Source organism: Bacteriovorax sp. HI3, assembly GCF_059738875.1.
In genome coordinates this window covers 1,365,176-1,385,545 of record NZ_AP026946.1, presented here as the reverse complement: position 1 = coordinate 1,385,545, position 20,370 = coordinate 1,365,176, and the positions used below count along the sequence as shown (strand labels likewise).

General features: G+C 42.0%; 23 protein-coding genes. 10 read left to right on the top strand and 13 right to left on the bottom strand.

From position 1 onward, the window contains the following. Positions 1 to 90: 90 nt before the first annotated feature. The 5 genes from AC6JA8_RS06975 to AC6JA8_RS06955 all read right to left on the bottom strand — a co-directional run bounded on the left by AC6JA8_RS06975 (position 91) and on the right by AC6JA8_RS06955 (position 6,324). Entirely contained in the window at positions 91 to 1,035 is a 945-nt protein-coding gene (locus AC6JA8_RS06975) for a hypothetical protein (protein ID WP_497976414.1), read from the bottom strand. Between the two features lie 4 nt (positions 1,036 to 1,039). Further along, complete coding sequence (locus AC6JA8_RS06970; RefSeq protein WP_497976413.1) at positions 1,040 to 1,726, bottom strand: TIGR02147 family protein; 687 nt, start codon at positions 1,724 to 1,726, stop codon at positions 1,040 to 1,042. A 215-nt stretch (positions 1,727 to 1,941) separates the two neighbouring features. Next, complete coding sequence (locus AC6JA8_RS06965; protein ID WP_497976412.1) at positions 1,942 to 4,389, bottom strand: hypothetical protein; 2,448 nt, start codon at positions 4,387 to 4,389, stop codon at positions 1,942 to 1,944. 199 nt (positions 4,390 to 4,588) lie between these two features. Continuing rightward, complete coding sequence (locus AC6JA8_RS06960) at positions 4,589 to 5,665, bottom strand: mannose-1-phosphate guanylyltransferase (RefSeq protein WP_497976411.1); 1,077 nt, start codon at positions 5,663 to 5,665, stop codon at positions 4,589 to 4,591. Positions 5,666 to 5,673: 8 nt separating this feature from the next. After that, positions 5,674 to 6,324, bottom strand: a complete 651-nt coding sequence (locus tag AC6JA8_RS06955; protein WP_497976410.1) for an SPOR domain-containing protein — start codon at positions 6,322 to 6,324, stop codon at positions 5,674 to 5,676. A 155-nt stretch (positions 6,325 to 6,479) separates the two neighbouring features. On the opposite strand from AC6JA8_RS06955, the gene AC6JA8_RS06950 reads away from it, so the two are divergent. From AC6JA8_RS06950 to AC6JA8_RS06935, 4 genes are all read left to right on the top strand, one after another. Further along, a complete protein-coding gene (locus tag AC6JA8_RS06950; RefSeq protein ID WP_102243113.1) occupies positions 6,480 to 6,659 on the top strand; it encodes a hypothetical protein in 180 nt (59 codons plus the stop codon). Between the two features lie 58 nt (positions 6,660 to 6,717). Further along, the gene (locus tag AC6JA8_RS06945) at positions 6,718 to 7,413 is read left to right on the top strand and encodes a hypothetical protein (protein WP_497976409.1); all 696 of its coding nucleotides are present in this window, start codon (positions 6,718 to 6,720) and stop codon (positions 7,411 to 7,413) included. 81 nt (positions 7,414 to 7,494) lie between these two features. Continuing rightward, on the top strand, positions 7,495 to 7,977 hold the full coding sequence (locus AC6JA8_RS06940; protein ID WP_497976408.1) for a hypothetical protein: 483 nt from the start codon (positions 7,495 to 7,497) through the stop codon (positions 7,975 to 7,977). Beyond that, complete coding sequence (locus tag AC6JA8_RS06935; RefSeq protein ID WP_497976407.1) at positions 7,961 to 8,263, top strand: hypothetical protein; 303 nt, start codon at positions 7,961 to 7,963, stop codon at positions 8,261 to 8,263. The genes AC6JA8_RS06940 and AC6JA8_RS06935 overlap by 17 nt, the downstream gene beginning before the upstream one ends. Positions 8,264 to 8,315: 52 nt before the next feature. Here AC6JA8_RS06935 and AC6JA8_RS06930 read toward each other — a convergent pair whose 3' ends face one another. Continuing rightward, positions 8,316 to 8,483, bottom strand: a complete 168-nt coding sequence (locus AC6JA8_RS06930; protein WP_497976406.1) for a hypothetical protein — start codon at positions 8,481 to 8,483, stop codon at positions 8,316 to 8,318. A gap of 190 nt (positions 8,484 to 8,673) precedes the next feature. On the opposite strand from AC6JA8_RS06930, the gene AC6JA8_RS06925 reads away from it, so the two are divergent. Both AC6JA8_RS06925 and AC6JA8_RS06920 read left to right on the top strand, forming a co-directional pair. Continuing rightward, positions 8,674 to 9,849 carry a secretin GspD/PilQ domain-containing protein gene (locus AC6JA8_RS06925; protein WP_497976405.1) on the top strand — a complete coding sequence of 392 codons (1,176 nt, stop codon included), beginning with the start codon at positions 8,674 to 8,676 and terminating at the stop codon, positions 9,847 to 9,849. Beyond that, a complete protein-coding gene (locus AC6JA8_RS06920) occupies positions 9,842 to 10,948 on the top strand; it encodes an ATPase, T2SS/T4P/T4SS family (protein ID WP_497976404.1) in 1,107 nt (368 codons plus the stop codon). Before AC6JA8_RS06925 ends, AC6JA8_RS06920 begins: the two co-directional genes overlap by 8 nt. Here AC6JA8_RS06920 and AC6JA8_RS06915 read toward each other — a convergent pair. The 3 genes from AC6JA8_RS06915 to AC6JA8_RS06905 all read right to left on the bottom strand — a co-directional run bounded on the left by AC6JA8_RS06915 (position 10,938) and on the right by AC6JA8_RS06905 (position 14,767). After that, positions 10,938 to 12,083 carry an aspartate kinase gene (locus AC6JA8_RS06915; protein ID WP_497976403.1) on the bottom strand — a complete coding sequence of 382 codons (1,146 nt, stop codon included), beginning with the start codon at positions 12,081 to 12,083 and terminating at the stop codon, positions 10,938 to 10,940. The genes AC6JA8_RS06920 and AC6JA8_RS06915 overlap by 11 nt on opposite strands. Before the next feature lie 2 nt (positions 12,084 to 12,085). Further along, positions 12,086 to 13,768 (bottom strand): energy-dependent translational throttle protein EttA, encoded by a 1,683-nt coding sequence (ettA, locus tag AC6JA8_RS06910; protein WP_497976402.1) that lies wholly within the window; start codon positions 13,766 to 13,768, stop codon positions 12,086 to 12,088. Positions 13,769 to 13,864: 96 nt separating this feature from the next. Further along, a complete protein-coding gene (locus AC6JA8_RS06905) occupies positions 13,865 to 14,767 on the bottom strand; it encodes a hypothetical protein (RefSeq protein ID WP_497976401.1) in 903 nt (300 codons plus the stop codon). A gap of 127 nt (positions 14,768 to 14,894) precedes the next feature. On the opposite strand from AC6JA8_RS06905, the gene AC6JA8_RS06900 reads away from it, so the two are divergent. Genes AC6JA8_RS06900 through AC6JA8_RS06885 form a run of 4 tightly spaced genes read left to right on the top strand, consistent with a single transcriptional unit; the run spans position 14,895 to position 17,475 of the window. Beyond that, positions 14,895 to 15,227: a hypothetical protein gene (locus AC6JA8_RS06900; protein ID WP_497976400.1), complete on the top strand. Its 333-nt coding sequence runs from the start codon at positions 14,895 to 14,897 to the stop codon at positions 15,225 to 15,227. Continuing rightward, positions 15,227 to 16,432, top strand: a complete 1,206-nt coding sequence (locus tag AC6JA8_RS06895) for a class I SAM-dependent rRNA methyltransferase (protein ID WP_497976399.1) — start codon at positions 15,227 to 15,229, stop codon at positions 16,430 to 16,432. Before AC6JA8_RS06900 ends, AC6JA8_RS06895 begins: the two co-directional genes overlap by 1 nt. Position 16,433: 1 nt before the next feature. Beyond that, positions 16,434 to 16,886 carry a DMT family transporter gene (locus AC6JA8_RS06890; protein WP_497976398.1) on the top strand — a complete coding sequence of 151 codons (453 nt, stop codon included), beginning with the start codon at positions 16,434 to 16,436 and terminating at the stop codon, positions 16,884 to 16,886. 22 nt (positions 16,887 to 16,908) lie between these two features. Further along, a complete protein-coding gene (locus AC6JA8_RS06885; RefSeq protein ID WP_497976397.1) occupies positions 16,909 to 17,475 on the top strand; it encodes an RDD family protein in 567 nt (188 codons plus the stop codon). A gap of 46 nt (positions 17,476 to 17,521) precedes the next feature. Here the strand turns inward: AC6JA8_RS06885 and AC6JA8_RS06880 are convergent, their stop codons facing one another. From AC6JA8_RS06880 to AC6JA8_RS06865, 4 genes are read right to left on the bottom strand one after another with little or no spacing between them, the layout of a single operon-like run. Further along, positions 17,522 to 18,046 carry a 4Fe-4S binding protein gene (locus AC6JA8_RS06880; RefSeq protein ID WP_102243101.1) on the bottom strand — a complete coding sequence of 175 codons (525 nt, stop codon included), beginning with the start codon at positions 18,044 to 18,046 and terminating at the stop codon, positions 17,522 to 17,524. 33 nt (positions 18,047 to 18,079) lie between these two features. After that, entirely contained in the window at positions 18,080 to 19,243 is a 1,164-nt protein-coding gene (locus AC6JA8_RS06875) for an NADH-quinone oxidoreductase subunit D (protein WP_491634649.1), read from the bottom strand. Beyond that, the gene (locus tag AC6JA8_RS06870; protein ID WP_497976396.1) at positions 19,243 to 19,866 is read right to left on the bottom strand and encodes an NADH-quinone oxidoreductase subunit C; all 624 of its coding nucleotides are present in this window, start codon (positions 19,864 to 19,866) and stop codon (positions 19,243 to 19,245) included. The genes AC6JA8_RS06875 and AC6JA8_RS06870 overlap by 1 nt, the downstream gene beginning before the upstream one ends. Beyond that, on the bottom strand, positions 19,859 to 20,368 hold the full coding sequence (locus AC6JA8_RS06865; RefSeq protein ID WP_497976395.1) for an NADH-quinone oxidoreductase subunit B: 510 nt from the start codon (positions 20,366 to 20,368) through the stop codon (positions 19,859 to 19,861). The genes AC6JA8_RS06870 and AC6JA8_RS06865 overlap by 8 nt, the downstream gene beginning before the upstream one ends. Between the last annotated feature and the right edge of the window lie 2 nt (positions 20,369 to 20,370).

Sequence of the window (20,370 nt, the reverse complement as noted above, 5' to 3'; positions counted from 1 at the left end):
TTATGTTTATCGGAATTTTAATAAACTGTTTTTAAGTGCTGTAATTGAATAACTGACCCCATAAAGAATCGGGTCAGCATTCAATAGTCACTACTGAGGCATGGGAGAAGATGTTTTCAGACGGTAGAGAAGTTTAGGCGTTTCTACAAAACGGAGCCCTTGATAAAGAAAATAATTTCCAAATCTTGCTTTGACTCCAATTTTAAAGCTATAGAATTTTTTATACTCGCGGGTGATACCATGTGAACAATAAAGGACGACGTTTCCATCCAGCACCTTCTCACCATTCATAAAATTTTCTTTATTATGAATCCAGTGCAAGTTAAAAAATTGAATGGCCGAATTCTCCACTGGCCTCATCCCTGTTAAATCCGGGTCACAATCAGAGCGCAGGTAAGTAAAATGTGGAGTCACATCAATCATTTCTTCCTGAAACACCAAGGCCAAAAGCCCATTTGTTTTATAGGACTTCGCCTCTATTGCTACCCCGGAAAAACCAGTGCCATTCAAATAAGGAAGAAAAGAGACGTCACTGACATTTCCTTCATTCACTCCACGCACTTCAGCGCCAAGTATTTCCAGTTGATCATGATCAACATTTCCATGGTGATGCCCTAGTTCATGAATTAAAGTCTGGATCGCCTGACCATAATTCATAAAAACTTCCCCTTTTCTATAGAGGAGATCGAGATTGTAATAAATCGGGCTTCCCACATAGTCGCCAGTAACCGCCAGGCGTACATACCCGTTAATGATAAAGAAGCCAGGTTTCTCTGCTTCAGAAGCAAAGTTCAAAACTTTTTTACTAATTTCTTCAGGAAGAGAATTTTTAATTTTCAGCAAAAGTTCTCTTTCACCTTCTTTTTTTGCACAAGTGCTTTGGGCAAGGCAAAGATCAATGGATTGCCCCAGGTTCTTAAGAGCAAATGTGAGATAATTCTCCGCAAGGCCGCCACCATTTCTCACTTCATCTCCACCTTTGGCAAAAACGTGATTCGCAGTCAGGAGGAAAAAAAGAAAAAATAACTTTTTCATAAACTTACCTGGTTAAAGGGAAAAATTGAATATTGAGTCGGTAAACTTCAGAAGCTGATTGGGTGCTTAGCAATTTGCCGAGCCTGCGATGAAACTTAAGAATATGCTCTTTGACTTCTGGTAGCTGCTCAGGATCGATGGCATAAGTGACAGCTGTAAAATCCCTCTTTGTCACATCTACTTCTTCCAGAGCTTCAATGGCCTTCTGTAAACTCTGTCGATGACTTTCGACAATTGAAGAAGAAGGAATGTCCACTGTCGTCGTCAGCGGGGTGGCCTTCCTCACCAGTTTGCCGGCCATATTCTCAATATAACCTTTGGCCGAAAGAAAATTCAGGGCACTTTGTGCCACTTCGACTTGTAGTCCTAATTTTTTTGCAACCCAGTCTGCAGAGTATTCAGTCTGTGAAAGTTTTGCGAGACTCAAAATTCCCAGGTAGTGCCAGTCTTCAACAAAATCCAGCTCCTCACTTTCTAAAATAATTCTTTCAGGCTCTAAGACTTGTTGAAGATCGTCTTTTAGTGACTCCACTGTCTCAGAATCTAGTTGCAACACTTTGGCGATATGTTCAATATTATGCACAGAGAGCCTGCGTGAGCCGCGGACCACATCACTGATGGCCGTGCGACTAATTCCCAGGTCGCGGGCAAAGGCACGCAGAGAATAGGCAGGGTTTTTCTGCTTTCTCATCTGGTACTCTTTATTGAGAATGTCAGTAGATGAAACTCGCTTTGAAATAACTATTCCTCAGTCAATAAAAGCCTTTATTAAAATGATCCCAAATTTAACGGATTTTTCATTAAATTAATAGGCCACTAAACTCTATTAGTGACCCGAAGATGTTTCGGGACACTAATAGCATAAAGACTGGGAAAGCTATCGTGAACTGATTTTATGATTTTTTATTAACGCTCGCGCTCTTCTTCAACCTTTTCGTAGTTTCTGATGTAGGCCTTCGTCACTCGTTCAAAAAGTGAGTCTGAGTCTTTAGCATCATACTCATCTTTCTTTCTGAACTTCTTGGCCGAAATACTTTGCGAGAGGATTCTCGAGTCATTTGATGCTTCTTTATATTGATAAGCTACTTCACTTCCTGCAACCTTTGACGACTCGGATGCTTTTGTCGGAGCAGTTTTGTCGGAGATTTTTGGAGGAGCTGAATGCCCTAGCATTTTCTCAGTCACCGTTTTACTTCCTGATGAACTACTTCCAGATGAACCTCCAACATAATAGCCATATGATCCACCAGAACTCTCATAACGGCTTCCACCAAGAGAAGCCGACTTATAGGCCTCTGATGCTCCCTCTGTGTTGTTAAACTTTTCAAATGAGCCTTTCATCGTTTCGCCGAATGTATTGTTCACCACACTCACCGGTGAGCTCGAAGAAGTTGCAGGATGAGCAATCTTTGTTTTTTCTTTGCTTCCAGTTGTTGGATTAGGAGTCGAAGTCGGAAGAATTGAATTTGATTTTTCTGCAATCTTTTTTTGGTTCTGAGAAATATTGGCAAGAGACTTTTTAGCTATCGCCATTGAAGCTCCACTTAAACTCAGCCCTTCTCCTGTAGACATTTTAGCTGAACTAAATGAACTTCCTGATGATGCTGAAAGCCCGATTCCAGATGAAGAGGTTTCAGCAACAGTTGAAAGTGATAAAGACTTTTGATCACCAATCGTCACTGCCGCTGCACTAGTATTAGTCAGCGATCCACCTTGATTAACTCCCCCTACATTAGCAGCACTCACTTGCTGCAAGCTCTGAGTAGCAAGTGCGAGTTTGGCCGGAGCTTCATTTTGTTTTGCGTTCGAAACCGTACTCGACTTAGCTCCAGACCCGGAAGTTCCATTGGCAAGAGCATTTTTAAGTTTTGCCAGGTATGTCTCTAGTTTTGATTTCGCGGCCAGAAGATTTTGTAACTTCATTCTGTCTGCTTCTAAAATTGCATTGGCCTTTTCTGTCACGTAGTCGAAATACTCTGGCCTGTTGGCCGCCTGACCTATAACTGCATCAGCAGCTTTCCAGGCCTCCATATATCCTTTCATTGCATCCTTGTTTCCACCGATGCCCAGCTTCTCCATGAAGGCCCCTGCGCCTCCAACAATTTTTTTAGCATTTGCACTTAACTCAGTTTTTGTTTCGCTCTTTTCATTTTTCTCAACTTCGGCCAGTGCTGTTTCTCCATCTGGGCATTTAGCACCTGATTTTTTGCGCGCTTTTTCCATCGCTGTAAACGCCGCCTCCATTGGAGATGACCAGTCATAGTTTGCATCATTGGATCTTGGAAGTGCCGCCATTGTATCTTTTAAATAGTTCGCAAACATTTGCATTCTATCGTTTAGGGCCTCACTCTGCATCTTTGAGAGATAAACCTCTCCATAAGACTGAAGAGCTCCTGCTTTCATCACTGGGATTTGTTCCTGGACAACTTCACATCCTGGAACCGGGTCTTTTTCTTCGACCACTTTACACGATTTATTTCCTTCTTCATCCGTTTCACATTTTTCAATTTTCTTCTTTCTTTCACAGGCAGCTTTCGCCACCTCTAGAGATGAAGCAAAAGCTTTATCGCGAAGATTAAAATACGCCTCCATCGTCGTCGTATTTTCTTTACTGTTTGTCTCTGTCGATTTTAAAGCGGCCAGGATTAATTTTTCACGCAATGGAATGCGCCCATTCTCACCGTTGACACTTTCAATACTCGCCGACACGGTATCAATCTGTAATTGAATTGAATCAACCTGCAATGTAGAGCCATCCCCTTTTGTTAGCTCGCCCATCTTTTGCTCTAGTCCGGCAATGCGTTCGTTAAGCAATTTATCGCGGGCAATCTCTCCACTGGCATAACTCTTTACAGCTCCCCACCAGTTAGAAAGCGAGCCAGGCATTTCATCTCCTGCCCCCTTACAAGACTTCGCTCCAATTTCATTTGCTCCTGATAACACAACAGCAAGCTCGTAAACTTTTTTATTGTAATCTTCTTCATTCACTTCTGTGATGTTGCCACTTGAAGAAGTGTTAGAACTTCCCGGACATCCAGCAGGGATTCCACCTGGCCCTGGACCAAACACGGCCCCACTACAATCAGGTTTCGCCTCTCTGGCCTTCTGTGCTTCTTCAGGCGTATTAAAAGCAGTCCCTATAGTCTCTCCTTTATCGTTAACTAAAAGATTCACTCCAATCCCAGTAATAAACATTCTCGTCCCTGCTGGAACAGGAGTTCCATCCATATAATAGAGAGTGAATGGCTTCCCTTCATTATTGGTAAATGTCGGCTTGGCCCCAGACGGTGTTGGCTCGGCAAACGCACTAGACATGAAGAGAGTGACCAGACATAGAGTGTTTAAAATCTTCATATAAATATCCCCATCACTAGGTGGAAAATGAATGCTTCTTATAAATAGTATTTTATGAGATATTCGGAATTTTTGTGGACAAGCAGCAGGAAAATCAGCCAATTAACTGTCCTGTGTGACCCGGGGCCTATGATTTCAACCACTCCCCGGGAATAGTAAGGGTATTAGTTCAAAAAGAGATTGCCCAGAAAAGGGGTCATTAGATTAAATCAGGTCGCTCTTTTTTCAAGAATTCCACAATTTTTTTAATCTCTTGTGCATCCTTCACAGGGGCCACCAGGGTGACTTTATCATTCACTACGACGATATGTTTTTCCATATTGATTAAAGCAACGAATTTATCCGGAGCAAAGATCACGTTGTCGGTAGAATTTAGGAAGAACTCTCCATCAGATTTCACTACAGTGTTTCCATGAGTTTCATCAATCACTGAAGAAAGAGCATCCCAAGACCCCAGGTCATTCCAGTCAAATGTCGCTGGCATAACAGCAATGCGGTTTGATTTTTCCATGATGGCATAATCAATCGAATCGCTTGGAAGCTTTTGATAAACTTTTTTCATCTGTGTCGGGTTTTTAGTTGCCTTCATCAGCGCATCGAAATGTTTGTACATTTCCGGAGCGTGCTCTGCAAATTCTTCTAAGAAAACGCGCACAGGAGCAACGAACATCCCAGCATTCCAGAGGTACTGTCCGCTCTTTACGTATTCTGTCGCTAATTCATAATGAGGTTTTTCTTTAAAGCGAGACACTTTAAAAGCTTCCTCATTAAGCAGCTTTCCTTTTTGAATATAACCAAATCCCGTATGCGGGAAATGGGGTGTAATTCCGATGGTCACGATCTGCTGATTTTTATGAGCGAAGTCTGCTGCTTTTTTTACTGTTGAGTGGAAGCCTTTTTTATTCAGGATTACATGGTCACTGGGCACGATGGCTACGACATCATTCTCATCCACTCCCTTTTGTAAAAGTGTGGCCAGAGACATCAGGATACAAGGTCCCGTGCTTCTTCCCGTTGGCTCGAAAATAATACCGCTCTTATTGATTTTGCCTTTACTAGAGGCCTTGCAAAGTTTTTCCTGTTCTTTGGTCGTTACCACAAAGCGCTTCTCTTTTACGATAAAGCGGTCAAAACGCATCAGTGTCTCTTCTAAAAGACTGCGGCTGCTGATTAAATTCAAATATTGTTTTGGTTTTTTCTCTACTGACTCCGGCCAAAAGCGCGTGCCTTTACCACCGGCCATGATAAGAGAATAGAGATTATAAGATTTTTTCATAAGGACCCTTACGGCATCTTGATGATGGTATAGTCCTGTCCCATGAAAAGAGATTTTTCTTTTGCAACGTAAGCTTTTGCCTCTTCAGGCGTGTTGAAAGCTTCAAGACTTACTCGGTACCACGTTCCTTTGCCCTTGATATCGATCTGGTTGATGATTGGGTTGTAGCCTCTTGCTCTGAAACCTTCTGCGAAAGCTTCGGCCTCTTTTAGAGTCCTGTGGCTTCCTAATTGAATGGTGTATTTTCCACTTAACGTATCTTTAGATCCCGCAGCTCCCGCTGATGGAGTCGCTTTTGCTTCTCCGTGAGCTGATGCACCACCATGCTCAACACTCATGTTGCCATGACCTGCTGACTGGGCAGCTCCACCGCCAAACTCTTCACTGATTTTTTCTTGAAGTTTATTTTCGATGTCTGAGCTTTCAACTGTATTAGCTTCTGGATTCGCTTTAATGCGAGAGAGCTCTTCTTCTTTATTTGAAAGAAGCTCAACCACTTTCTTTTGGTCTTCCTTAGTAATGCCCGCCATTTCCAATGAATAGTTCTTTCCGATCTTCACCCCTAAGACAAATGAGGTAACAGCAATCAGAATCATGAAAATGAAAATTAAAGCAACTTCCTTCTTAGCAAAGACATACAATTTAGTTTTTGAATCCATGACTCAATTTTAAACGCGATCCCGGTAGGTTGCAATGGACTTTTTTTACCGCAGTCCATTGTTTGGACCACTTCCCTGCCCTTGATCAACGTGTCTTCAATGTTTCTTGTGGGCCTCTTCGTTGCAAATCTGCCCCTACGAAAACAGGAGGAAGCATGAAAACAATTAAAAAACTTACAAAAAACCAAAAAGGCCAGGGAGTCATGGAGTATGTCATCATCTCAAGCCTGGTAGGCATCGTCTGCATCACCGCAGTTAAAGGATTCGGGGGCGTCATTAAAGAACGAGTGGAAGATATGAAGAAGTCCATCGTCGAAAATATCAAAAACAAGTAGTCCTATGATTCTGGTCTACATTATCTCCTTTAGTGTTCTTATTACGTCGGGCATTTTGATGACCGACGTGCTTTTTACTGCCGACAAAAAACTAGAAGAGGTACAGCAGAAATTTATCCAAAAGACCCGCTCTTTCCATGAAAAACAAAATGACCAAAAAGGGAGCATCACTTTAATGGGAATCTCCCTAACCCTGATCTTTTCTTTCCTTTTTATGTACCTCGCGCTCAAAATGAAAGTTGAACTCAAAGAGGCCCACTACCGCAAAGACAGCTACCTTTGTTTCCAATCCCTCAACGTCGACACTCAAAACTACATAAGCAGCATGGCCAAATTCAACTGGGCCTTAAGAAGTCTCTACATTGCAGGATTAATCACCCCTAAAGCAAAGGCCGCATTTAAGGCCATCAAAATGGCCCGTGATATAAATCACTTCCTCTACATAAAAAACTTACTCAAAAATAAGTACTGCAAAGGAATGAGTGGTCCTTTGTCCTACTTAAAAAATTTCCCCTTTAAAACCATCCAGGCCTTCTTCTTACAGACAAACCCTGACGCCACAACCATCCTAAGGAGCCCGAAATGGAAAACCCTCGTTTACAAAAAGCCTCAAGGCATCAGAGAGGAGAAGGCCTTTTGTCTCCTCACCGAATTCGAAGCAGAAGGCCCGCTAAAACCCAATCTCAAAGTCAGAACTTTCGAATATGCAACAAAGGGATTTTCGAAATTGAAATGCTTATCTGGGTTTCTCTAATTCTTTTGCTCGTCACCGGCTTTTTGTCTATTCATAAGATCTATGTGAAAGAGCACCAACTGGTGCAGGAGGAGTTTCAACATGAATGGGATCAGCTCAACGCTCGAGCAGGAAATCAAAAAAACCAAAGAGGAAAAGCACAAGGAGAAATTTAAACTTCTTCTTACCATCGTCTTAACCAACATCATGGTCGCGCTTTTGTGTTGGCAAACAAAAGAAGAGGTCCAAATTAAAAAGGGCAACAAGACCCTTCATCTCAACTATCAGGTGATGGTGCTTCCACTTTCTGCCATGCTTAGTGAAGAAGCCCTGGAGTCACCAGAGACGGCCATCACTCTCTACACTAAAGACAATCAACTCATCTCCCGCAAGGCCTTTTTGCATGAACAGATCCGCAAAGATCAAGACATCACCTACTTCAAGATAGAAATCGCCAACACTGATATTCACAAAGTCAGTGAGCACTTAAATCAGGAAATGGTAGGCATTCCCTATATTGAAATCCCTGAGACAAAAAAGTCCAGGCCAACCGCTAGAGGGTCTCGTTATGAAGTTAATTTGTAGTTTGTTTTTTCTACTCTCTTCTTCTCTTTATGCTCGCGAAGTCATCCTGGTGGAAAACAAAGCGACGAAAGAAGAAGCTCAAATGGTACTCAAAGTTCTGCAGGAGAAGTTCAATATCCCCAGGAAGTTTATCGTTATCAGAAACATTGCCAACGAATGCGCCAAAGACTCAGATGCGATTATGCATTTGTGTTTAAGAGAAAACGCGGAAGTCGACATTGTGAAAATGAATAAATTTGTAGTGGAAAAGACGCTAAGGGTATTTTTAGAAATGGAGGAAAACTAATGAAGAGGAAAAACTGTGGCCGAGACGAAAGCCCCGGCCTTTGTATTCAAAACTATTTAGCTTTTGCAGCAGTTTTTGCTTTTGGAGCAGTTTCAGCTGTTAAGTGGATAGCGAACTTTGGTGTAGTTCCTTTATTTCTGTTAGCAGCTTTTCTTTTTGAACCAGCGTTCTTTGCTTTTCTTGCTCTTCTATTTTCAGTTACACATGTTCTTGAAACCATCGGACAACTCCTCTATAACCGCTTAAGTAAAAACGGCATCAACACTAATAATTTACTTTGTTTTAAAAACCTAAACTTTAAGCCCTCTTTTTTACCCAGTTTCAGACCATGTGTCAAAGGAATCTTTGTCTTTCTCTCCCTGATTCAAGCCTCATACGCTGAGGATTTTGTCCTTTCTAAAGGACAATCCATGACTATGGCCCTGCCTTCATTGGAGAAATTCAACATCGGCAACAAAGAGGTCCTGAGTTACCGCTTCAATGAGAGGGACAAGACCCTGATAATTCGCGGTGCAAAACTAGGAACCAGCGAGGTCTTGGTCTGGGAAAAGGGCTCATCTCTTCCAAAAGAACACCAGGTTTTTGTCATCACTAAGGCCCAGGAGGCCAAATTCTTACACCTTGCACAACTTTTACATGGCCAGGGTCTGGAAACCCAAGTTCAGATTCCCCACCTTAAAGTAAGCGGAGAGCTCGGAAGCCTCAAGCAGTATTTGCAGTATAAAAAGATTCAGGCCCAATACAACGACATGATCTTGGATGAGGCAAATCTCACACGCGAGCTTAAAAAAGAGGTCCTGGCCGATATTTACCAGCTCTTTTTTAACGATTACAAAGACTCCGTCTCCTGCAAAGTTCTGTATTCGGACATCACTTGCCTCATTCCCTCTAATGAAGTGATTAGTGAAAGCTTAAAAAAGCACTTAAGTGAAAAATACAAAGTCACTTTAGTTGAAATCAATAATCAAAAACTAGGAAACAACTATTCTTTTAAACTCAAACTCATCCAACTCGAGCAGCTTGATGGTGAAGAGTTGCGCCTTGGTCTCGAGCAATTGAGCACAACTTTAGGAGAGCTCTTAAAAGTTCCTCTCAATAAAATCGTCGAAAAAAATGCCGTCCTCTTAAATCAAAAAAAAGTGGTGATGAACACTCTGGCCGAACCTTCCGGTCTTATTCGCCCCCTTTCTCCTGCTGAATTTCAAATCGGGGCCGACATCCCATATGTGACAACCAGTAAAGAAGGAGTGAGTAACACCAGCTGGCAGTTTGCCGGTCTAAAAGTCAAAGTCACGCTGGAGAACCTGGGAGATAAAATCAAAATAAACTACGAAACCGAACTCACTAAACCTTCGGGAGAAAATAATAATTCCATTTCTGGAAATAAAGAACGCTCATCCGTTGTCGTGCCTTTAGGTGAAGCCACGCAATTGTTTCAAGTGGTCTTAAAAACAGACGCTAAAGGGGTTGATCAAATGCCTTTTTTAAACCGCATACCGGTCTTAGGAGAACTCTTTAAATCAAGAAGCTCACAAAATAATTACAAAATGATCACCGGAATTCTCGAGGTAAAAAACAATGAATAGACTGCTGGCCGAATACCAAAACGATATTTTGATTCTTTTTAAAAACCATTACCGCAGGCTCATTACTAAGGGAGTTGGTTTTGATTTTCAAGACGTCTTAAAAGACACACTGATTGATCTCAATATCAAAGAGGCCAAAACAGAAGAAATCCATTTTCTAAAATCGTGGTTTGAATTAGTTCATCATCAAAGTTACTTTGAAAATTTCACCGAGCGCCCTTTTACAGAAATTATTTTTCATTCATCCAATCATGTGCAGGTTATCGGGCTTCATAAAAAAGATTCTTTTGAGATGGATCATCTCTCTTCGGAAGACTTCCAATTGAGCCTGGAAGTTTTAAGTTTAAAATCGCAAATCAGCTGGAACTTTAAGGAGCCTTTTGCCAGTTTTAACATCTTGGTGAAAAACCTCTCTTTGAGGGCCACGCTGATTCACTACTCCACTTCGGCCAACAGTAAGTCTAAAGTCTTTTTAAGAGCGATTCCCTCTTCCACTCCCTCGCTTGATCTTTTTCATTTAGAGCAAGAAGCAAGTGAGCTTCTTAAAATGATTGTGAAAGAAAAAAAGAACGTGCTTATTTCAGGAGGGACAGGCTCTGGAAAAACCACACTGATGCGTTCTTTGATTGCTCATATCCCACGCGAAGAACACATCATTGTGCTCGAAGACACTTATGAAATCCTCAACCAACATCCCAACCAGACATCCTTTCTAGCCAATAAAGAGCAAAGTAATAAATCCCTTAAGGATTACTGTGCCTACTCTCTCAGAATGAGTCCTGAACGCTTAATTGTGGGGGAAATGAGATCCACTGAAGTCGTGCCTTTTCTTCTGGCAATGAACACTGGCCACAAAGGGCTGATGAGCACCATCCATGGCAGTTCTGCCGTTGATGCTTTGGCGAGAATCTCTCTGCTCTTTTCTCTCTTTTCGGAGTCAAAAGATATCTCGTTTGCACTGGTGACAAAACTCGTCTGTAAAAACGTCGATTACGTGATCCATCTGGAACACAAACGCATCACTGAAATCTGCCGGGTCATCGGCTCAGAGTCAGAGACGCCTTTTTATGAAAGACTTTATGAAGCCCCTAGTATTTAGCAACTAAGATTTCGTGGGCGCGAAGCAGAGCATTTGTGATGTCAGCGCTCGCGATCTTAAAGCTCACTGAAACCGATGTCAGGTCGTAGAACTCGACGTTGATATCGCTAAATGAGTTTTTAAGATTTTCTACTAAATCTTTAGCCTGGTCTAAGTGGCATCCAACAAATGAAACAATGGCGTACTCTTTTTTCTGAAGAGTGCTCACCGCTTTTAGTTTGAATTTCTGGTCCTGGTTTTTAGTAATCGTCGTTCCACCCAAACTCGGGTCGATGCTTGAGCCGACAAAAACCGGGATATCTTTTCTTTTTGTTGGAAGAAGAGTTGTTGGGAATAAAACTTTAGCCCCTAAGCTCGCCAGAGCTGTGGCCTCGTCATAAGAAAGCGTCGGGATAAATTTGGCATCTTTGACTAAACGTGGGTCAGAGCTTGCAATCCCCGCGACGTCTGTCCAGATTTGAACGAGAGATGCATCGATCGCTTCTCCAAAAAGAGCTGCTGAATAATCTGAGCCTTCTCTTCCTAGAGTTGTCGTATTGCCCAGAAGATCTTTTCCAATAAAGCCTTGAGTGACAACAATCCCTCCTGCATTTAAATGCGGGATCACTAATTCACGGGCCTTCTCGGCGATAACATCAATCTGTGGCTCAGCTTTCTGGAAATCAGAACTGGTCTTGATCACATTTCTGGCATCAAGGAAAAGAACTTTTCTATCAGGAACACGAAGACGAATTAAGTCTGAAACCAGAAGAGAAGAAATACGCTCACCAAGACTATAGAGCTGGTCCATAATCTTGGGAGTGTAATGTCTTTCTTTTAAAATTTCAGCGCCCACAAACTTGATTTCATCAAAAAGGAAATCGAGCTCTTTTCTTATTTCTTCACTTGAGAAAAGATCGTGAGCGATTTTTGAGTGTCTTTGAATCAGTTCATTGATCAGTGAGTGAAGTGTATCCTCATCCCCTCTTTGTCCCGCGCGGGCAATGAACTCCAATTGGTTTGTCGTATTTTGAGTGGCCGAAATCACAACGACTCTGATGTCGTTGTTGTTTTCCACAACGTTCGAACAGCGAAGCATCGCTTCTGCATCTTTTACACTGCTACCACCAAATTTTGCGACAATCCATTTGTTCATGACTAATCTCTGGTTAATTTTTTATATGATGTTTTGCTTGGGATAAGAGCTTTATCACCAAGACGTTTTTTCTTATCTTCTTCGTAATCAGAGAAGTTCCCGTCGAAGAATACAACCTGGTCGCCTTCAAAAGCGATCATGTGAGTAGCAATTCTATCTAAGAAGAAACGATCATGGGAAATAACCACCGCACATCCTGCATATTCCATAAGTGCTTCTTCAAGAGCTCTTAGAGTGTTAACGTCAAGATCGTTGGTTGGCTCATCCAGAAGTAAAACGTTTCCTTCTTCCTTAAGCATCGCTGCTAAGTGAACGCGGTTTTTCTCACCACCAGAAAGTTCTTTAATGCGTTTACTTTGGTCTTCACCAGAGAAGTTAAAACGAGAAATATAAGCGCGTGCGTTTACTTCACGGCCTCCAAGTTTTAACAGGTCTAATCCACCAGAGATCGCCTGAAGAACAGTTGTTTCTGGATCGAGAGTTCTATCCTGGTCAACGTAAGCAAGCTTTACTGAATCCCCGATAGAGATTGTTCCTTTTGTAGGAGTCTCTTTTCCTGTGATCATTCTAAAGAGCGTCGTCTTACCAGCACCGTTTGGCCCGATAACACCTACGATTCCCCCCGGAGGAAGTTCGAAATTTAAGTGTTCATAAAGAAGGCGATCACCGTAAGCTTTCGCCACGTCATTGAACTGAACAACTTTCTGACCAAGACGAGGTCCTGGTGGAATGAAAAGTTCATTGGTTTCGTTTCTTGCTTCAGACTGCACTTGCTGACGTTTTTCGTATTCAGCAATACGCGCTTTCGATTTTGCCTGACGAGCTTTAGGAGCAGCACGGATCCACTCCAACTCTTCTTTAAGTGATTTTTGTCTTTTTGATTCAGACTTTTCTTCCTGAGCAAGACGTTTTGCTTTTTGCTCAAGCCATCCAGAGTAGTTTCCTTCGTATGGAATCCCTTGACCGCGGTCAAGTTCAAGAATCCATCCCGCAACGTTATCCAAAAAGTAACGGTCGTGGGTGACGGCAATAATTGTTCCTTTGTAGCTCTGAAGGTGACGCTCTAACCACCAAACTGTTTCAGCATCAAGGTGGTTGGTAGGTTCATCCAGAAGTAAAATATCTGGTTCTTGAAGAAGGAGCTTACAAAGAGCTACACGTCTTTTCTCCCCCCCTGATAGAACTCCACACTTTTGATCAGCAGGAGGACAGTTTAGTGAGTCCATTGCTAAATCTAGACGAGAGTCTAAGTCCCATGCATTGGCAGCATCAAGCTTATCCTGAAGGTCAGCTTGTTTGGCGTATAATTTATCCATTTCAGCATCAGACATTTCTTCGCCAAACTTCGCGTTGACTTCATCGAACTCACGAAGAAGATCGACAACGTACTGAGCTCCCTCTTGAACCACTTCTCTTACCGTTTTATCCGGGTCAAGTTTTGGGTCCTGCTCAAGGTATCCAACGGTGTATCCTTTTGCGAGAGTTGTCTCTCCTAAGTGATCTGTATCAAGACCTGCCATGATTTTAAGCAGTGTCGATTTACCGGCACCGTTAAGACCAAGAACACCAATCTTAGCTCCATAGTAGTATGAAAGGCGGATGTCTTTTAGGACATGCTTTTGCTTGTAGACCTTTCCTACTTTATTCATTGAATAAATGATTTGTTTATCGTTCACGTATGACATGATTTTTCCTCTAAAAAAAGGGACTGATTGAAGGCATGATTCTACCTAAAAAAGGCCCTTTTTGGAAGGAGATTCATCTCACCTTGCTACAAGTCATCACTGGAGGACGAAATACTGAAAGATGGAATAAAGATAAAAGAAATAAGCGGGAAGAAAAAAGACGGCCAGGACGGAAAACTTGATTAAATCGGCCACTTTTAGGAATTTTTCAAAACAAAGTTCCTGTAGGTGCCAGACTTCGCGCACGACTTCTGTCACGCCCGGTCTGGGAGACACCCCATTTTCTCTCCAGCGCTGGACGTGCTCTTTGACCCTCTCAGCACAGAATGAAAACTCACGGTAGCGCATCAAGTCCCCGTCTAAAACTTTTGAATCGGCCAAAACTCTTCCGGCCGAAAGACCCACTTCGGCCATCGAGATAAACAAATAGAGCCCCTCCATCACTCGGGAGAATTTATTAAACATAAGGGCCTGGGCCTTTTTAACCGCAAAATTAAAAACAAGAATCGCCAGAGCTTGCAGACAAAAAATAAAAAAAAGATCACCTGGATGAAGTGGCAAATCGGCCAGAGAACTTGAAAGCCAGATAAATCCCCAGGTCGTCATTGTAATGGCCGCAAACTGTAAATTTCCCCCGAGAATAAGGCCTTTCACCTTCTTTTCAAATTGCAGGTCTTTAATCACATTGTTTCTTAATTCCGGTAAAATAGATTTAAGATTCACACCTAATTTGCGATGGACCTCCAATAGTTCGTGTAACAAAGAAGTGTAAAATTTGTAATGAGGAATTTCCATTTCCGCCGTCTTCATTCCCATCCCCATTTTTGCTTCCAGTTCAGGAAGAAACTTTAAGAGCTTCTCTCCTGGCGGTGTTTTCTTCTGAGAAAGGCTCCACTGCCGCAGTGCCCGAGCTTTCTCCCATAGAAATGTCCAGCTTTTTTCCGGTAAAAAAAGCAGTGAAAAGAAGCTTCCGATATAAATGAAAAGTGAGATCACCATGAAGAGAACCTTAACAAAACTACCTAAGTCTAATGAATCCGTTCGAATGATTTTGACGGCTCTTTTTCATTCCCGAAATCCCCTCTTTTGAATTGACGATAAAATTCATATTTGCAATAGTTTAGCTATGAAGAACACCACTGAAAAAGACCCAAAAAACATCGCTGAACTAGGACGCATTCATCAAACGGACCTGGCCGATTACAATCCTCTTCAGGAAAAAATCGACTATCTTGAAATGCGCATTAAAGTCCTGGGTGATATCTGCACAGAGATCAATCCTTACGATCAAATCTCTGATGATCTAAAAATGCGTTTAATGGATTTTAATATCCTCGATCTTACTGACCCCTTCAAAGTCACGAACCAATTGCTAATGCTTCTTGAAGACACGATTGATGAACTTCATGTGCTGAAGCCTTTTGATGACAGCGACCTACCCGTTAAAGAAATCCTCTAATGAACAAACCAATTCCGAAGGTCAATCTCCACCCGGCCTCATGTAAATACTTAAAGCTCGGTCATCCCTGGATCACCGAAGACACTTATACAAAACGCTTCCCAAAAGAGGCCTTTTTCCTGATTGGCGTGGATGAAAAAAACCGTCAGGACGTAGCTCTTTTAATCAACGACCCTCTTCATAAGACAGTAAAGGCCAGGCTTTGGAGTTTAAACAAAGCTGAGTGGACACTAGATTTTAAAGATGTTTTAAAATCGCGCATGAAAGCGGCCATTGATAAGCGCCGCGTGCTTATGAAAGAAAGAGAAAATATTTTTCTCATCAACGGCGAAAGCGACGAGCTTCCCGGTCTTCTTATTCAACTCTTAAAAGATGAAGTGATGATTCAGTACTACGCTCTTTTTTGGAAAGACAAAGAAGATTTAGTACTAGAGTACTTAAAAGAAAACCTTCCTCACCTTCAGGAAATCTGGGTGCAGGAAAGAAATTTTGATCAGGCAAAATCAATCCGTTCTATTAACGGCAAAGACAGCTCTGAATTCACACTGACTGAGTTTGGTCTCAACTACAGAATTAAAATCAATCAGCACTATGACTTCGGGATTTATTCCGACATGAGTGCGATTAGAAAAAACATGCGTCCCTATTTGGAAGGACAAAAAAGCCTTCTGAATCTTTTTAGTTACACTGGAGCTTTTTCCGTGTACTGCTTGGGGATGGGATTTGATAAAGTCACATCAGTTGACCTCTCTTCAAAATACCTCGCGTGGTTAGATGAAAATATCGCTCTTAATCCGAGTTTAAATAGCTCACACCATACAAGTCTTTGTATGCCGAGTGAGCGCGCCATGGATAAATTAATCTCTGAAGGCGCAAAATATGAAGTGATCGTCTGTGATCCTCCGAGTGCTTCAAGCGATGGGAATAAAGTTTCTAATGCTATTAAGTCTTATGAAACTCTTCTGCCACAAATGCTGGAGCTTCTGGACACAGAAAAAGGAAAGATTTTTGCTTTTCTTAACACTCACGCCATTAGCTGGAATAAGTTTGAAGAAAAACTTAAGGCCATCGTCGACTCTTCTCAATTTAAAAACCAGGTTGTCATCGGCAAACGTTTTAAACTGAATGAAGACTGTCTTCCACTAAAAGGCTTCCATGAGGGTGATTACTTAAAAGGATTTTTAATTGAATTTAAAAGGAAATAAAATGAACCTGATTATGCTTCTGCCTTTAATGATCGGCAGTGTGGGAATCCTTCAAGGAACCATCAACCGTCACGTGGCCACACATATTGGTGTTGCCCAAGCGACTTTGATTTCAAATGCCGTGACTGTCTTAATCTGTATTGCTTTCTATGCACTGGTAAAATCAGTCCCTTCTTTAGTGCCTGATTTTTTCCAGGTAAAAGCTCCTCTGACAACTTATAAATGGTGGTTTATTTTTCCACCAATTTTTGGTTTTTGCATTGTCACCGGAATCCCTCTGGCCTTCGCTAAACTAGGAGCTGTAAAAGTGACAGTTCTTCTTGTTGCCGCTCAAATGGTTACAAGTGTCGTCTGGGATATTTTTGTTGAAGACATTGGTCTAAATATGATGAAATTTGCCGGAATTCTTTGTGCTCTTGTTAGTGTTGTTTTAATTACTCTTTCTAAAAATTAAGGGCCCTGCCCTAGGAGATATTATGACTTATAGTGGATTTTGGAGACGCTTTGGTGCTGTCTGTATCGATGGATTTATTCTCTGGATCGTTTACATGATCCTGATGATCGTTCCGTTTTTCCCTCAGGTTTTATGGATCATCATCTCAACTTACTACCACGTTGCTTTTGAAACCTCTCCTCTTCGCGCGACTCCAGGTAAAGCGCTTCTAGGAATCGCGGTTATCAAACCAGATGGAAGAAAGCTTACGATCAAAGACTCAATTATCAGACACCTGATGAGCTTTATTTCCAGCGCTCTTTTATGTGCGGGTTACTTCATGGCGCTTTTTACAGAAAAGAGCCAAACTCTTCACGACATCGTGGCCGACACTATTGTTGTTAAGGAGAAATTTGCAGAAAACGACTTCTGGCAGATCTTTGTGACCCAGTCGAAAATCATCTTCGCGACTGATAAAAACTCTGATATCCACGTGGAAAAGAAGTTTGATGGACAATCTCTGGAAGAGCTCTACAGTCTTTATCAAAAAGGGATTTTGACGGAAGAAGAGTACAATAAGAAAAAAGAAGAATACTTAAGCCGCATTTAGGTAAAAAAAAGCCTCCGTAATGGAGGCTTTTTTATTTTCGTATCAATTAAGATTTTACGATTCTTGTTCTCCAAGCTCTGATATCCGGAGCCAGGTAGTCATACTTCATGCTCGCAAGCGTGTATGAAGCGTATTCGTAGTCAGTCGTGTGAGTTAAACACTCAGTTGGACAAACTGTTGTACAAAGACCGCAGTACATACAAAGAGCAGTGTCGATCGTGTATTGCTTAAGATCAAGACGGATTGGTGTACCATCTTTAGTTTTGATCTTTGGAGCATCAGTTGGTCTCTTAACAGCAGCAATGTAGATACAGTCTACTGGACAAGCAACCGCACACTGAAGACAAGAAATACAGTTCTCAGCATCGTTGAAAAGACGTGAACGAGAGTTTGATGGAAGCTCTTCTCTTACTTCTGGGTATTCGATCGTAACAACTTCTCTTCCCCATACGTATTTAAAAGTAATCCCCATCCCTACGGCCGTTGATTTAACAGCGTAGTAAACGTTTTTAAACCACTGACTAAGTGTCAGTTCTGGTTCAGCGGCTTTTTTAAGGTGAATCGTTTCCATATTTTTCCTTATTAATTAATCCTTTAAATAAAACTAGCGGTCAACTTCCCCAAGAACGATATCGATACTTCCGATACTCGCTACAAGGTCGGCCACCATCTGCCCAGGGGCAATGATTGGAAGCATTGACGTGTGAGTGAAACACGAAGACTTCACTTTTAATCTGTATGGAGTTTTTCCACCGTCAGAGATTAAGTGGTAACCTAACTCTCCACGTGGACACTCAGTTCTCATATAGATTTCACCAGCTGGAACCTTGATGATTTTTGAAACTTTGCCCATTACCGGCCCTTCTTCAATTCCTTCAAGCACCTGACGGATGATTTTAATCGATTCGAACATTTCGAAAATTCTTACATAGTAACGGTCCCAGCAGTCTCCTACTGTTCCTTTTTCCCCTTTACCTGTAACAACGTTGAAGTCGAATTTTTCGTACATACCGTATGGACGGTTCTTTCTTAAATCCCACTCAACACCTGATCCACGAAGAACTGGTCCAGTTGCTCCGTAATCGAAACATTGCTCTTTTGTTAACACACCAACGTTAGCTGTTCTTTCGATGAAGATTTTGTTCTCCCCAACAAGCTGGTGGTATTTTTTAAGTTCGCCTTCAAAACGGTCAACGAAAGTTTTAACTCTTCTTAGTTGATCGTCATTGATATCGTTCCAAACCCCTCCGATCCACACGTAGTTATAAAGCATACGTGCACCAGAAAGTTCTTCAAACAGTCTTAGGATTTCTTCTCTGTCCTGGAAACAGTATAGGAAAGTCGTAAACGCTCCCATATCGATCCCGTATGTACCGAAGTAAACAAGGTGAGAAGCAATTCTTTGAAGTTCAGCAATAAGGATACGGATGTATTCCGCTCTTTTCGGAACTTCAGTTCCCAACATTTTTTCTACAGCAAGACAGTATCCCCATTCCATTGACATAGCTGCAAGGTAGTCCATGCGGTCAACGAAAGGAATGACTCCTCTATAGTCTAAATTTTCAGCGTGTTTTTCGAAACAACGGTGAAGGTAACCAAGGTGTGGTGTCGCTTCTACAACGATTTCCGAGTCAGTTTTAATTTCAACTCTTAGTACCCCGTGAGTTGCAGGGTGCTGAGGCCCCATATTCAGAGTCAGAAGATCTGACTTTAAAACTTCCATATCTCCTAAACGGATTTTTTCTTCTTCGTGCGTGTGAGCAGACATTATTCACCATCCTTTGCGTCTTCAGATTCGTCTGCATCGTTAGATTTCCAACTTGCTGAAACTTTCTTTGGATCGCCGATTTCTTCTTTTAGTTTTTTACCGAACATGTGATCAGCTGAGTTGATCTTGTGAGCTGGGTTTACCACCATGTCTAAGTATTTCTCTTGAACAACGTAATCACGTCTCAAAGGATATCCTTGCCAGTCATCTGGAGTAAGAATACGGCGAAGATCCGGGTGACCAACAAAGTTCACTCCGATCATGTCGTAAGTTTCGCGCTCCTGGAAGTTCGCTGCATTCCACACGCTTACCACAGAGTCGATCTTTGGAAGTGTGTCTTTATTATTTCCTGAACCATCACCGCGCCCAAGCTTTGTTTTTAACAGAAGCTCACGGTTTTTAGTGAAGTCAGCAAGAACGTAAGTTAGTTCAATTCTGTCTGCGTAATCTGTTCCTGTCACAGCTTGAAGAACATTGAATCCTTCTGCCTTAAGTGCCTTACACACTTCCAGGATTTTTCCTGCTTCAACCATGACTGATGAATCACCAACAGTCGCAATGTTCGCTACTGCATTTGATCCAGAGACCTGGCCGTTTAATTTAGATGCGATTTCGTTATGCATGTTTTACCCACTTATCACGAAGGATTCTTTCGTTTGCGATTTTCTTTTGAAGAGTCATTACACCTTCAATAAGAGCTTCCGGTCTCGGAGGACAACCAGGAACGTAAACGTCTACAGGAACAATTTCATCAACGCCTTTTAGTACGTGATAGCCGTGTTGCCAGTATGGTCCACCTTTATTTGCACAAGAGCCCATTGAGATAACATATCTTGGCTCTGGCATTTGTTCGAATAGAGTTTGAATTCTCGTTGCCATTTTCAGAGTTACTGTCCCTGCAACGATCATAAGGTCTGCACGTCTTGGAGTGGCCATGAAAGCTCCACAACCAAATCTTTCAAGATCGTATTTCGATCCACCAGTTGCCATCATTTCAATCGCACAACAAGCGAGACCAAAAGTCATAGGCCAAAGAGAGTTCTTGCGACCCCAGTTTAAGAAATCATCTACTTTCATCAAAACGACGCTGTCTTGCATCTCGTGCTCCCTATTTTGTACGCACAAAG

Coding starts and splice junctions, on each gene's coding strand:
- AC6JA8_RS06975 (WP_497976414.1), bottom strand. CDS start 1,035: ATGAAAAAGTTATTTTTTCTTTTTTTCCTCCTGACTGCGAATCACGTT.
- AC6JA8_RS06960 (WP_497976411.1), bottom strand. CDS start 5,665: ATGAAAAAATCTTATAATCTCTATTCTCTTATCATGGCCGGTGGTAAA.
- AC6JA8_RS06920 (WP_497976404.1), top strand. CDS start 9,842: ATGAATAGACTGCTGGCCGAATACCAAAACGATATTTTGATTCTTTTT.
- AC6JA8_RS06875 (WP_491634649.1), bottom strand. CDS start 19,243: ATGTCTGCTCACACGCACGAAGAAGAAAAAATCCGTTTAGGAGATATG.
- AC6JA8_RS06890 (WP_497976398.1), top strand. CDS start 16,434: ATGAACCTGATTATGCTTCTGCCTTTAATGATCGGCAGTGTGGGAATC.
- AC6JA8_RS06905 (WP_497976401.1), bottom strand. CDS start 14,767: ATGGTGATCTCACTTTTCATTTATATCGGAAGCTTCTTTTCACTGCTT.
- AC6JA8_RS06970 (WP_497976413.1), bottom strand. CDS start 1,726: ATGAGAAAGCAGAAAAACCCTGCCTATTCTCTGCGTGCCTTTGCCCGC.
- AC6JA8_RS06940 (WP_497976408.1), top strand. CDS start 7,495: ATGAATGGGATCAGCTCAACGCTCGAGCAGGAAATCAAAAAAACCAAA.
- AC6JA8_RS06885 (WP_497976397.1), top strand. CDS start 16,909: ATGACTTATAGTGGATTTTGGAGACGCTTTGGTGCTGTCTGTATCGAT.
- AC6JA8_RS06965 (WP_497976412.1), bottom strand. CDS start 4,389: ATGAAGATTTTAAACACTCTATGTCTGGTCACTCTCTTCATGTCTAGT.
- AC6JA8_RS06880 (WP_102243101.1), bottom strand. CDS start 18,046: ATGGAAACGATTCACCTTAAAAAAGCCGCTGAACCAGAACTGACACTT.
- AC6JA8_RS06915 (WP_497976403.1), bottom strand. CDS start 12,083: ATGAACAAATGGATTGTCGCAAAATTTGGTGGTAGCAGTGTAAAAGAT.
- AC6JA8_RS06900 (WP_497976400.1), top strand. CDS start 14,895: ATGAAGAACACCACTGAAAAAGACCCAAAAAACATCGCTGAACTAGGA.
- AC6JA8_RS06925 (WP_497976405.1), top strand. CDS start 8,674: ATGACTATGGCCCTGCCTTCATTGGAGAAATTCAACATCGGCAACAAA.
- AC6JA8_RS06870 (WP_497976396.1), bottom strand. CDS start 19,866: ATGCATAACGAAATCGCATCTAAATTAAACGGCCAGGTCTCTGGATCA.
- AC6JA8_RS06950 (WP_102243113.1), top strand. CDS start 6,480: ATGAAAACAATTAAAAAACTTACAAAAAACCAAAAAGGCCAGGGAGTC.
- ettA (WP_497976402.1), bottom strand. CDS start 13,768: ATGTCATACGTGAACGATAAACAAATCATTTATTCAATGAATAAAGTA.
- AC6JA8_RS06895 (WP_497976399.1), top strand. CDS start 15,227: ATGAACAAACCAATTCCGAAGGTCAATCTCCACCCGGCCTCATGTAAA.
- AC6JA8_RS06935 (WP_497976407.1), top strand. CDS start 7,961: ATGAAGTTAATTTGTAGTTTGTTTTTTCTACTCTCTTCTTCTCTTTAT.
- AC6JA8_RS06930 (WP_497976406.1), bottom strand. CDS start 8,483: ATGGTTTCAAGAACATGTGTAACTGAAAATAGAAGAGCAAGAAAAGCA.
- AC6JA8_RS06945 (WP_497976409.1), top strand. CDS start 6,718: ATGACCGACGTGCTTTTTACTGCCGACAAAAAACTAGAAGAGGTACAG.
- AC6JA8_RS06955 (WP_497976410.1), bottom strand. CDS start 6,324: ATGGATTCAAAAACTAAATTGTATGTCTTTGCTAAGAAGGAAGTTGCT.